Below are 12,318 nucleotides of genomic sequence, written 5' to 3' on the forward strand. Positions count from 1 at the left end.
CCTCTTAATTTGTCGAACTCAGACTCGAAGTAAAATGCTTATTGCCGCTGCCATCGGTGGGAAAAGCGCCCATATCCACATTGGGATCGACCGTATTCGCTCCAAACGACCCGCCCTGCGGCACCGTTCGCAACGCCTGGAAATTCGTAACCCCCTTATGATAGGCCGGGCTGCTCTGCAACAAAGTAAGATCATAACCCGCATCCGTCACGATCGTCATCGGCATGGCCGAAGCAGCCAGCGGCGGAGCAACCGTATTATAATCGAATTGGTCGACGTCGTAGATCTTAAACCGGGGATTATTATCCTTCGGCGTGGCACTCATAATATCCGCACCCTGCTTGACACCCACCCCGTCCACGGAATAGAATTGATTCAACAGATACTGCGCATTCCCGTAAAAGAATTGGTTATTGTAGGTAATGTTCTTCACATCCGCATCCGGCGTGATCCGCATCCCAAACCGGCAGTTGACGATGACATTGTTGTAGATCTTCCCCTGACAGCCTTTCTCATAGTCGATCGACCCGCCACGTCCCGCCTTTAGCTGACGAAAACCACAGTTCACCATCGTATTGTTATACAGGTAGGTCTTGTTCTCGATCGGCCCGCCGCCACTGTTCGAAACCTTAAAGGCATTCGTGGCAGCCCCGATAATGAGATTGTAAGCCACGTCGCCGACACAGCCGTTCTTCAGGTTCAATCCTTCCCCGCCCGTCGTTCCGCAGTCCTCGAAAGTATTCCGCATCACGCTGACATGCCCGTGCAACAATCGCATCCCATCATCCGATGTGCCAAAGATCCAGGAGTCCTCGACAATCACATTCCCATCGATATTGGTATAGGACAGGCTGTTCCGCGGGTCGCCCGGCGCAAACACATTCGGATCCGCCGCGGGCCCCGCAGGGCCACCCGCAAATTCGATATGCGTCCACTTGATGATGACATCCCCACTGGTCTCGCCACACTGAATGCCTCCCCAAAGTCCCTTGCCGATGCTCGCGGCATCCCGCAGGTTATCCGGCACCGTGATATAGTTATTGCTGTCTGCCGACCCGATGCTGATGAGCGAGCCGTTACAGGTGATCTGCGGGCTGGTAGCCGTGGTCTTGCCGTCACCGATGGCAATCAGCCTGGACCCCGGTTGCATAAACAGGGTATCCCCCTGGTTGATCGTAATATCGGAAGAGAAATAATAGGTCTTGCCCGAAAGAAGCGTCCCGGACACCGACCCGGTGAGGCTGTCACTGGTTATCGGATGACTCGCCGACACCTGGGCGGGACTGACATTCACCTTCTCCTCCTTGTGACAGGCGCCAAGCCCGGCCAAAACCGCCGCCGCCAGACCCACTTTAAAAAATTTCGTATACATGATAATATTTTTTGGATTGTTAGAGTTTAAATTTCACACCAAGCAGGTAATTGATGCCGTACGTGTCCTTCCGCATAAAGATGTTCTTACCCGGTGTCTGATAGGGGGCATAAGGATTCACGGTTCCAACCGCATAAGGCTGATGTACCTCCAGCTGATAGGGCGTGTTCAGGAGGTTGTTCACCTTGGCATAGACGTACCAGCGATGTGCCACCCGCTTCTCCAGCGAGAAATCCAACTGCGCAAATTCCTTCTGCCAGATATCATAATTATAGAATTGGGACACCGTATTGATCCGCCCGCTGGTATACTGGAAAGCCAGCTGAGCGTTCAACCCAAGTTTGTTGTCATCCTTGAATAAAAGCGAAAGGTTCGCGATATGCTTGGATTGCCCCTGCAAAGGACGGGTCTCTTCCGGCGTCTCGGTCTTTGTGCCGCCCGCAACCGGGAAAGTATGCTGCTTGGTCGTCTTGATCTTCGAATCGGTATAGGTATAGTTCGCCCTTACCCCAAACCACCGCCAGTACTTCGTGATATCCACCTCGGCACCCTTGTTGGTGGCATTCCCGAAGTTCTCGGGGATATAATAGGTGTTATTGCTGCTCGACTGCGGCTGGCTGGGATCTGGGATATTCGTGATCGAATATTCTATCGGGTTCTTGATACTCTTATAAAAGACTCCAACCAACACCTGGTCCAGCCCCTTGGGATAATATTCATACCGCAGGTCGAAGTTGTCGGCCGTCGTCCGCTTGAGATAGGGATTGCCCTTCTCCGTCTGCCCGCTCTCGGGATCATAAAGCGTATGCGGGATCACCTCATAGAAATTGGGCCGGCCGATCCCCGAATAATAAGACAACCGAAGGGCTTCCTTCCGGTCGATCGAATACTTGATATTCCCGCTGGGCAACACATCGTAATAGGAGATGCCGCCGGTCTTTCCCTTGATGGTATTCTCTACATTGCTGTTCCAGGTCAGGTCCGTATGCTCATAACGCGCACCACCGGTGATCAGCCAGGGACCCGCTTCGATCTTCACCATTCCATATCCCGCACCTACTTTTTCCTGGGCCGTATAGTTCAACGGGTCATCCGAAGTACCCTGCGGGTTCTTCACGACCCAGCCGTTCTGGCTGACATCGCCATTATAATTCTGACCGCCGGGATTCGGATCGAGGTTGTAGACATCATATTCGCTGGTCCGGTTCTTATCGCGGTACATTCCCCCGATGCTCCAGTCCACCGAAGCCCCGCCGATCTTCGACACATATCGCAGGTTCAGATAGCCGCTCTTGTCCTCATCCGTACTGTGCGTAAATTCCCGGCTGGACCCCTGCAGCGTCGGCGGATCCTGCACCTTGGCGCCCGTAACGGGGTCCTTTTGTACACCGCCATCCCAGCTCAGCGTAGACTCATCCGGATTGTTCAGCGTCGCCCTCGAATAGGCCGCCGTCCAGTCAAGGAAGAAATTGCCGCCAAGCGCATGCTCTCCTTTCAAAGTATAGTTGGATATCTGCTGCACCTCATGAAGATCCCGGTTGCTGTTGGAGACCCTGCCAAAACCCGGGCCCACCCGGTTAAGTTCCAGGTTGGTGTCGGAGACATTGCGGAATTCCTGCCGCATCAGGTTCATATAGCCGCCATAAAAGCTCAGCTTATTGTTGTCATTGAACCGGTAGTCAAGTCTTACGTGCGTGCCGCTGCGTTGTTGTTGCACGGAGAGATGCCGGTTGGCAACGCTGGATAAGGGCAATCCGCCATCCACCAGTTGATCGGGTTGTTCAAAAAGCACCGACTTCACATTTCGGAAATTATTCTGGAAACTCCCGGCAACCAGGATGCCCAACTTGTTGTCCAGCAATCTTCCGCCAAGCGACAAACCCAACACTTCCCCAAACGGGTTATGACTCGTACTATGACTGAATGCATTATTGGGAAGATCCTTCATCGTCGCAAGATAACTGCCGCCATTGAGCACCCGGGGCGAACGATTCAGGCTCGCGCCGCTGCTGAATTTCGAGAAGTCCTGGGTAAAGAAGTCATTGGCATAACCCAGGGCCCCATTGGCATTGACACTGAATTTCGCCGGCGCGTCTTTCATGATCATATTGACGGCGCCCCCGATAGCATCCCCCTCCATGTTCGGGGTCAGCGACTTGGTGATCTCCAGTCGCTCCAGAAGATCGGCAGGGAAAATGTCCAAAGGCACATACCGGTTCTTATTGTCCGGGCTGGGGATCTTGATGCCGTTCACCAGCGTGTAGATATAGCGTTTCTCCATCCCCCGGATGATCACATATTGGGATTCTCCATTATTTCCACGCTCCGTCGTAACCCCCGACACCCGTTGCGCCGTGCTGGCAACCGAAAGATCGGGCGATACCTCGATCGCCCTCGCGGACAAAGAGTTTTGTACGATATCCGCACGGCGGTCCGCCAGTTGGGAACCCCGCTCGCTCCCGCGTCCGCCGCTGGAACCCATAACGCTGACAGCCGCCAGCTCCTTGCGGGTAGGCTCAAGAGTAAAGCTCATGGTCTTCCCTGAGCCATCCGCCAGATCCATTTCCTGGGAAACATGTTCGTAACCCACCACCCTTACCGAAACTTCATAATGGCCGGCAGCAATATGCCGCAACACAAAACTTCCGTCAAGCCCGGATAATAAATGGATCTCCTTTTTCTTGCCATCGGCCCCCTTGGTAGAAAGTTCGATGCCGGCGCCCGGAAGGGGCTCCCCCGTTCGCTGGTCTTTTACAGTTCCGGCAAAAGGAGCCGTCTGCGCCTGGCCGGCTATCCAGCCGCCCGATAAAAAAATAAGTAAAGGGATTAGTCGCTTCATATTAGCTAGTTTTTAATTTTCTCCGCCAAAGATGCACTGCCCAAAAAGCACTCGGAAAAAAGGGGAGTGAACAAAACGACAACAGCCCTCAGGACACCGTATACGCACCGGCAGCACCGTTAACATGCTGCACACAAATACTTGTTTATCAATAAACTTAAGTGAAACAGAAACTCCATTATGAAATTGTTACCACAGCGAACCTCGATGCTACACCGACTGAACAAACGTCGCGAGGTTCTCGTCGGCCCCAAGATTGAGCTTTTTCTTCAACCGGTACCGCGATACCCGCAGGCTGTCCTGAGAGATCCCAAGCAAAGTGGAGATATCCGCTGACGCCAGATTGAGCTTTATCAGGGACAGGAGCCGCAGGTCATTACCGGTAAGCTCTTCGGAGTGCCTTTTTAAGGTATCAAAGAATTGCTGGTGCACCTGCCCAAACGTTTCCCTGAATTCATCCCAGTATTGATCATGGTTGAAGTTCTGATTGATCTGCTGGATCAGTTGCTGTAATTGCTTTTTCTGGTCCCGCTTGTCCTCCTTCACCAAAAATGCCAGCCGGTCCCGCAAACCTTCCAGCAGTTGGTTCTTTTGGATCACATGAAGCGTGTAGGACGTCAACCCCTTCACCTTTACCTCCAGTTCCTGGCTCTTCACATCCAGCTCCTTTCTGTCCGTTTCGAGCTCCCGTTTGAGCCGTTCCTCCTCCAACTGCTTCCTGGCCAGCTCGGCCTCCATCCGCTCCTGCTGCCGCCGCGACATCGTCCAGCCAAGCGCCACCAGCAGCGCTACCACGATGATCACTGCCACCGTCACGATCATGGTTATCTTTCGGGCATTCTCAAGCCGCACGATCTCGTCATTCTTCTTGTCGATATCGAACAGGACACTTAAAAATGCCGTCTGCCGGTTATTTTCCTTGCTATAGACATCGATTGTCGCCCGCCGCGACAGCTCCAGGTAATGATAGGCGCTGTCCTCCTGATGCAACAGGTCATACGCCTTTCCAAGGTCGCGATATGCCGCTCCCTTCTCATAGAGGTCGTTGGTCTTCTCCGCCAGCGCCAGGGCCTTCCCCGTCTGAACGATCGCCTCCCGGTACCGCCCCGTCTTCCGGTAAATATCCCCCAGGTTGTTCACCACCTCGATACTCGCCACCTCCTCACCCGCCTGCTCGTACATTTCCAGCGAACGCTTAAAGTAGTCCCACGACGAGTCATATCGTTCCAGGTCCTCATAAATGCTGCCCATGTTCTCATAGATCTTTGCCATCCCCTGCTTGTGCGCGATCCGGCTATACTCCTGCAAGGCAAGCCGCTGAAAATAAAAGGCGCTGTCATACCGCTGCCGCTTCTCAAAAAGATGCCCGATCCGCCCATAAGTATCCGCTATCCCTTCGATATTCCCCTTCTCCCGGTAAATACCCAGCGCTTCTTCATACTGCTTCCAGGCCAGCGGCGTCTGCCGGTTATAATAATAAAGGATGCCCATATCGTTCAGGTTGGCCGCCACCCGCTCCAGATCGGGCGACCCACCCTCCCGGAAAAGCTTATCCGCCTGTCCATGAAAATCCAACGCCTTGGGGAAATTGCCGAGATAATAACAGATCTGGCCCATCTGCTGCAGACAGCTGCCCGTGCCAAGCCGGTCCTTTCGCGCCAGCGCCTGGCTATACATTTCCCGCAACAACAAAAAAGCGCTGTCGGGAAACCGTTTGCTGAGTCGTTGGGTATAGAGCAGCTCAGCCCGGTCGCTCTCCTGCGCGGAAACTCTCAAAGCAGTCAACAATACAACAATAAGAACCAGCCGGCTTAAATAAGACATGGGACGGCAAGTTCGGCCTTTAATATTATGTAATTGTTACCCCCTGCCCCCGTCTGACATCGCCACATCGGAGGCTTTCGCCGCCTCAGGTAGGTGTTTCACCGGCAATTCCCCCAAAAATGACCGCCCCGCCCTTGCCCCGACGCCTTGCACGCTTTATCTTAGTAAGATGAACACGCCAACCAACCAATACCAACCTGTCCTCGAAGTAGAGAACCTGGATGTCCGCTACGGGAACTTCCAGGCCGTTCAAAAGGTTTCCTTCGAGGTAAAAGCCGGTGAGATCTTCGGTCTCCTCGGTCCCAACGGCGCCGGCAAGACAAGCACGCTCAGCGCCATCGAAGGACTGCTAAAGCCAAATGGCGGCGCCATCCGCGTTGCCGGCTACGACAGCCGGAAACAGCCCCTCGAGGCCCGCGCCGCCATGGGAGTCCAGCTCCAGTCCACCAGCTTTCAACCCGAACTGACGATATCGGAGATCATCCGGCTCTTTGCCGGCATCCACGGCATCGCCCTCTCCGCCGAACGAACATCCGCCATCCTTACAGATATCAAACTGGATGACTCGGCGTCAAAGCGCTTCGGCCAGCTGTCCGGTGGCCAGCAGCAGCGGGTATCCCTGGTCATCGCCACCATCCACCAGCCCCCGCTGGTGCTGATGGACGAGCCCACCACCGGCCTCGACCCCCAATCCCGCCGCCAGCTCTGGCTACGCATCGAAGCCATGCGGGAAAAAGGCCACTCCATCCTCCTGACCACCCACTCGATGGAAGAGGCCGAATCGGTCTGCGATCGCATCGCCATCATCGACCACGGCCAGATCATCACCATCGATACCCCCCAGGCCATCATCGACGACAATCGCGATAGACCCGAGGTCATCCGCGCCTCCCGAAAAGGCAAGATCACCCTCGAAGACGTATTCATCGGACTCACCGGCGACGCCATCCGCTCTTAAAAACTCAAGTAAAACAAAAACTCATGTCATCCAGCATAACATCAACCCCAACGATCACCCGGGACAGCCGCCCCACCTATACGCTGCCCTCTTCCGGAACCGTTTTCTCCAGCCTGCTGAAGGCCGATCTCACATCCCAATGGCGTAACCGCCGGGCAAGCATCATGGTCATCCTCATCCCTTCCATCATCCTCATTTCCTGGAAGGGACTGGTCGCCAAATTCGGCGGCGCCTTCGCCCTCTCCAATTGCATCACCGTCGGCCTCAACGCCATCGGCCTCATGGGCTATACCAACGCCGTCGCCCGCGACCGCGACAAAGGCATCTTCCAACGCCTCCGCGTAACCCCCGCCCCCCGCTGGACCATCATCGCCAGCCGTCTCGCCGTCCAACTCGTGATGATAACCATCACCACCCTCGTACTCTTCATCATCGGCTACCAGGTAGACCATATTAAAATGACCGCAACCAATTATATCTTCGCCTTCATCGCAGCCATCGTCGGCGGAGCTGTTTACCTCAGCCTCGGCCAGATGATCGTCGGCCTCGTCAGAAACCCCGAGACCGTCAACGTCACCACCCGTCTCGTGTTCTTCGCCTTTATCATGATCGGCCAGTTCGCCTCCTTCGGCATGCTCGGGATACAAATAGGTGATATCGCCAAATGGTCCCCCTACGGCACCACCAGCAATCTCATCTCCGCCGCCCTTACCCCCACCGGCTGGACAAACGAGACATCCATGACCCTCCTCGTCACCCTCGGCTACACAGCCGTATTCACCATCTTCGGCATCCGCTACTTCCGCTGGAGCACAAAATAAAACACGTCGCCTATTCACTCCGCAGACTCCTCGCCGGATTCGCCATCCCCGCCCGGATAGCCTGGAAGCTAACCGTCACCAAAGCGATCGTCAGCGATAACCCGGCCGCCAGCGCAAACACCCACCACTGGATATTCACCCGGTAGGGATAGTCCTGCAGCCATTTATACATCGCAAACCAGGCAATCGGCGCAGCCACCAAAAACGATACCCCCACCAACTGCAGAAAATCCTTCGACAGCAAAGCCGTAATACCCGTCACCGACGCACCCAACACCTTCCGCACCCCGATCTCCTTCACCCGGTTCTCCGCCATATAGGTCGCCAGTCCAAACAACCCCAGACAGGAGATAAAAATGGTCAGCGCGGCAAACAATCCCGCCAGCGTCCCGATCCGCTTCTCGTCATCGAACTTGCGGCTGTACTCCTCGTCGACAAGCTGATACTCAAACGGATATTGAGGATTATATCTCCGGAAGATGGCCTCCGCCTTCTTCAGATTGGTCTCCGTGGAGTTCTTGGTGTTAAACCGGACATTCAGCACACTATACCACGACTGCTTCGCCCCCACGATCACCATCGGCCGAATCGGCGTATACGGTGACTCGATAATAAAATCCTTGATCACCCCCACCACATGAAAAGCAACATCGTCATCCTTTATTTCCTGCCCGATCGCATCCTTGAAATGCATGGCCTTCACCGCGGACTCATTCAGCAGAATACCAAGACTGTCCGTCGGATAATGCTCGAGATCCAGGTCCCGCCCCTGCGCAAGTTTGACCCCCGTGGTAGCCACCACCCCTTCATCCGCACACTCCCGGATAAAATCGGTCTTGTCATTCGGGTCCTTCCCCCTCCACACAAAACCCCAGGTGTCGCTGTACCGCTGCGTCCACGGGCTGTTCGTCCGGCACACCGACGTCGCCACCCCCGAAGACAAAAGCTCCTGCTTGATGAGTTTGTAATTTTTCCCGATATCTCCGGTCATAAAATGATACATCATATTGGCCCGGTCATATCCCACCTCGCGATCCCGCGCATAGTTGATCTGCTGCGTAACGATCATCGTACAGATGATCAAAATGATCGCAAACGTGAATTGCAGCACGACAAGCACCTTACGCGGGGTCACCAGGGCATTCGCCGCCCTGAACGTCCCCTTCAGCACCTTCACCGGCTGAAACGAAGAAAGGAAAAAGGCCGGATAACTCCCCGCCAATAACCCCGTAAAGAGGATGAACAATACCCCCGACAACCAGAACCAAACGCTGCCGAAGGGAACATGCAGGTGCTTCTCGGTAAGCGCGTTAAAACCCGGCAGGCTGATCACCACGATCCCGAGCGCCACCAATGCCGCAAGAAAGGATAGTAGAACCGACTCCCCGATAAACTGGCCGATCAGCCCGCTCCTCGGCGCTCCGACAACCTTCCGGATACCCACCTCCTTCGCCCGCTTCTCACTCCGCGCCGTACTCAGGTTCATAAAATTGATACACGCAATCAACAGGATAAAGCTCGCGATGATGGCAAACAGCCGCACAAACGTGATCCGCCCGCCATCTTCCACCGCTCCCTTGAAATCCGAGTACAGCCTCCAGCGGCTCATCGGGTAAAGGAACATCTCCCACTTCTTTTCGGTACTGTCATACCGCGTCTTCATTCCCTTTACCTTCGGCGCTATCGAGGCCAGGGTGGAATTGGACCTCAGCAGAACATAGGTCCGGGTGCTGTTGTTCCCCCACCAGATATCGTCATTGCCCTCCTTACGAAGATGCGCCCAGGGCAGCAGGTACTCAAAATCGAACCGCGTATTGTTCGGCAGGTCCTTCAACACACCCGTCACCGTATAATTTTCCTTGTTGTCGATACGCACCACCTTTCCCATCGCATCCTCATTGCCAAACAGCTTTTTGGCCAGGGACTGCGTCACCACCACGCTATGGTTATCCATCAGGGCCGTCTTCGGATCCCCCTTCAGCAAAGGATAGCTAAATACCTGCAGAAAAACGGAATCCACTATATTCCCCCTGATCATCAATCGTTTATCCCCAACACTAAAAAGCAGCCGCCCGGTCCAGTCGACCCGGCAGGCATGCTCTACCTCGGGATAATCCCGTTGCATCGCCGCCGCCGCCACCTTCGGCGTCGTATTCCAACTGTGCACCTCCCCGCTGAACTCCGCCCGGTTCCAAAGCTCATAGATCCGGTCCCGTTTCTCATGAAAATCATCATAGCTCACCTCGTTCTGTATCCATAAAAGGATCAAAACAGCGCTGGCCATCCCGACCGCAAGGCCAACAATGTTGATAAATGAGAACCCCTTGTTCTTCCAAAGGTTGCGAAAGGCGACTTTCAGGTAGTTTTTAAACATGAGATCCTTTTTTTCATAGGACGGCCCATAGGCAAAAATGTTGCAGCAATTCTAACAAAATCCTCACTTTTTCCGCTTTAACAAACCCTCGTACCCTTTCTTTCGTTACTTAGACATACTAAACAACAACTCATGAAATTTAGCATTTGGACACTCGCCATCGCTTTCCTGGGGGTCCTGCCCGCCTCGGCGCAATCAAATAAATACCCGGACCCACCCGTCGTGGGAGAAAAAACAACCTTCCCGATGAAGCTCTCCGAAGCCGACTGGAAGGGCCGCCTCACCTCGGATCAGTTCTTCATCCTCCGCGAAAAAGGTACCGAACGGGCCTTCACCGGGAAATATGACCATTTCTACCAGAAAGGGACATATTATTCCGCCGCCTCGCTCCAGCCCGTATTCAGCTCGGACACCAAATTCGACTCCCACACCGGCTGGCCCAGTTTCTTCGCTCCGATAAACCCCGACGCAGTCCGTCTTGTAAGAGATCTCAGCGACGGGATGGAGAGACTGGAAGTGGTGGACAGCAAAAGCGGCTCCCATCTCGGCCATGTCTTTGACGACGGCCCCTCGCCAACCGGAAAACGCTATTGCATGAATTCCGCGGCCCTCATCTTCGTCCCCGAAGGCCAACCTGCACCCACAAAATCACACTAAAATGAAAAAATTCATCATAACCCTCAGCAGCCTCTTTATGCTGGCGGCCTGCGGCAACTCCCAACCGGTGAACATCCCGGTAAAAGAACAAACAAAACCCTCGCCGAATGAAGCCGTAGCCTACTTCGCCGAAGGCTGCTTCTGGCACTCGGAGATCGTCTTCCAAAGCCTCGTAGGCGTTCGCGATGCAGTCTCCGGCTATGCCGGCGGCGACGATAAACACCCGGATTATGAAAAAGTCTGCACCGGTTCCACCGGTCACGCCGAGGCGGTACAGGTATTCTATGATCCGTCGAAGATCTCCTACTCCACACTCGTAGCCGCATTCTTCGCCAGCATGGACCCCACCGAACTCAATCGGCAGGGTCCCGACGAAGGCACCCAATACCGGTCCATCGCCTTCTATCGCAACAACGAAGAAAAAAAGACCATCGACGAAGAGATCGCAAAGCTCACGGCTTCGAAGAAATATTCCGGTAAGATCGTTACCCAGGTCATGCCCTTCAACACCTTCTACCCCGCCGAGCCTTACCACCAGGAGTATATAAAGAACCATCCCGGAAATCCCTACGTCGAACACGTATCCATACCCGATTGGCTCCGCTTCAAACAAGCCAACAAAGCGACTTTTAACTTCAAGTCCTGATCGATATTTCAATAAAAAGCCGGGGCTGTCTTGACGACAGCCCCTTTTTTAATTTGAGGCGATACCTTTTTTGGCTATATTTAGAAGCATAAGACTTGATTGCCAATGCCGACCATTCAAACTAGCTGCTGCGCGCAGATATTGCTATGCCTATGCATCGCCACATCCGCCTCCGCGCAATCTGCCCCCGCCGACAGCTCCCAGTCCATCGCAACCGCAAGGGCCACCATCTTCTACCAGTCTTATGTCGGGCCGGATGCCGCCATCTATAACGGTATCGTCTACCAGGCAAACTACCGCGACACCCAGGGCGATCAATGGTTTCAGTCGGGTAACCTTACCACCGGAACCCTGATCTACGAAAACCTCACCTATACCCATATCCCATTATTATACGATCTCGTCCATGATCAGCTCGTCATCTCCGACCCCAAAGGCCAGCTCCTCGTCCCACCGCCGGGAAAAGTACGGCAATTCACCTTCGCCGACCACCTTTTCGTGTATCTCTCGGTAAACAACAGCCCCGGCTACTACGAACAGCTGTCCTCCGGCTACGCCTCCCTCTTCGTTCGCCACACAAAAAAATGGGAGGAAAGGATCGAAGGCGCCGAACTCCATCACTATATCACCTCCCACGACGAATATTTCATTTATAAACAGGATCACTTCTACTCCGTAGGATCCGACAAACGCCTGCTCACCCTCCTTTCCGACAAAAAGAAACAGCTCCAGCAATTCCAGAATGCACAGCATCTCCGGTTCAAAAAAGACCCGGCAACGGCCATGCAGGCCATCGTCGATCACTATAACCAACTATCCCACTGACT

Annotated in this window: 9 protein-coding genes; 5 read left to right on the top strand and 4 right to left on the bottom strand. The window is 54.2% G+C overall.

Going from position 1 to position 12,318, the window contains the following annotated elements; all coding sequences use genetic code 11:
- Positions 1–4: 4 nt before the first annotated feature.
- The 3 genes from VGM48_RS00110 to VGM48_RS00120 form a co-directional block, all read right to left on the bottom strand.
- A complete protein-coding gene (locus tag VGM48_RS00110; protein WP_331575343.1) occupies positions 5–1,372 on the bottom strand; it encodes a hypothetical protein in 1,368 nt (455 codons plus the stop codon).
- Positions 1,373–1,391: 19 nt separating this feature from the next.
- On the bottom strand, positions 1,392–4,211 hold the full coding sequence (locus VGM48_RS00115) for a TonB-dependent receptor domain-containing protein (protein WP_331575345.1): 2,820 nt from the start codon (positions 4,209–4,211) through the stop codon (positions 1,392–1,394).
- A gap of 210 nt (positions 4,212–4,421) precedes the next feature.
- A complete protein-coding gene (locus VGM48_RS00120) occupies positions 4,422–6,035 on the bottom strand; it encodes a tetratricopeptide repeat protein (RefSeq protein WP_331575347.1) in 1,614 nt (537 codons plus the stop codon).
- A gap of 169 nt (positions 6,036–6,204) precedes the next feature.
- Between VGM48_RS00120 and VGM48_RS00125 the strand changes: the two genes are divergently transcribed.
- Both VGM48_RS00125 and VGM48_RS00130 read left to right on the top strand, forming a co-directional pair.
- Positions 6,205–6,993 carry an ABC transporter ATP-binding protein gene (locus VGM48_RS00125; RefSeq protein WP_331575349.1) on the top strand — a complete coding sequence of 263 codons (789 nt, stop codon included), beginning with the start codon at positions 6,205–6,207 and terminating at the stop codon, positions 6,991–6,993.
- A gap of 23 nt (positions 6,994–7,016) precedes the next feature.
- On the top strand, positions 7,017–7,814 hold the full coding sequence (locus VGM48_RS00130) for an ABC transporter permease (RefSeq protein WP_331575351.1): 798 nt from the start codon (positions 7,017–7,019) through the stop codon (positions 7,812–7,814).
- A gap of 10 nt (positions 7,815–7,824) precedes the next feature.
- Here the strand turns inward: VGM48_RS00130 and VGM48_RS00135 are convergent, their stop codons facing one another.
- Positions 7,825–10,188 carry an ABC transporter permease gene (locus tag VGM48_RS00135; protein ID WP_331575353.1) on the bottom strand — a complete coding sequence of 788 codons (2,364 nt, stop codon included), beginning with the start codon at positions 10,186–10,188 and terminating at the stop codon, positions 7,825–7,827.
- A gap of 132 nt (positions 10,189–10,320) precedes the next feature.
- Between VGM48_RS00135 and msrB the strand changes: the two genes are divergently transcribed.
- From msrB to VGM48_RS00150, 3 genes are all read left to right on the top strand, one after another.
- Positions 10,321–10,845 (top strand): peptide-methionine (R)-S-oxide reductase MsrB, encoded by a 525-nt coding sequence (gene msrB / locus VGM48_RS00140; protein WP_331575354.1) that lies wholly within the window; start codon positions 10,321–10,323, stop codon positions 10,843–10,845.
- 1 nt (position 10,846) lies between these two features.
- Positions 10,847–11,491, top strand: coding sequence for a peptide-methionine (S)-S-oxide reductase MsrA (msrA, locus tag VGM48_RS00145; RefSeq protein ID WP_331575355.1), 645 nt, complete (start codon positions 10,847–10,849; stop codon positions 11,489–11,491).
- Positions 11,492–11,596: 105 nt separating this feature from the next.
- Positions 11,597–12,316, top strand: coding sequence for a hypothetical protein (locus VGM48_RS00150; RefSeq protein ID WP_331575357.1), 720 nt, complete (start codon positions 11,597–11,599; stop codon positions 12,314–12,316).
- Positions 12,317–12,318 lie beyond the last annotated feature (2 nt).

It is taken from the genome of Puia sp. (assembly GCF_036500295.1).
Lineage (GTDB): Bacteria > Bacteroidota > Bacteroidia > Chitinophagales > Chitinophagaceae > Puia.

Coding starts and splice junctions, on each gene's coding strand:
- VGM48_RS00110 (WP_331575343.1), bottom strand. CDS start 1,372: ATGTATACGAAATTTTTTAAAGTGGGTCTGGCGGCGGCGGTTTTGGCC.
- VGM48_RS00115 (WP_331575345.1), bottom strand. CDS start 4,211: ATGAAGCGACTAATCCCTTTACTTATTTTTTTATCGGGCGGCTGGATA.
- VGM48_RS00120 (WP_331575347.1), bottom strand. CDS start 6,035: ATGTCTTATTTAAGCCGGCTGGTTCTTATTGTTGTATTGTTGACTGCT.
- VGM48_RS00125 (WP_331575349.1), top strand. CDS start 6,205: ATGAACACGCCAACCAACCAATACCAACCTGTCCTCGAAGTAGAGAAC.
- VGM48_RS00130 (WP_331575351.1), top strand. CDS start 7,017: ATGTCATCCAGCATAACATCAACCCCAACGATCACCCGGGACAGCCGC.
- VGM48_RS00135 (WP_331575353.1), bottom strand. CDS start 10,188: ATGTTTAAAAACTACCTGAAAGTCGCCTTTCGCAACCTTTGGAAGAAC.
- msrB (WP_331575354.1), top strand. CDS start 10,321: ATGAAATTTAGCATTTGGACACTCGCCATCGCTTTCCTGGGGGTCCTG.
- msrA (WP_331575355.1), top strand. CDS start 10,847: ATGAAAAAATTCATCATAACCCTCAGCAGCCTCTTTATGCTGGCGGCC.
- VGM48_RS00150 (WP_331575357.1), top strand. CDS start 11,597: ATGCCGACCATTCAAACTAGCTGCTGCGCGCAGATATTGCTATGCCTA.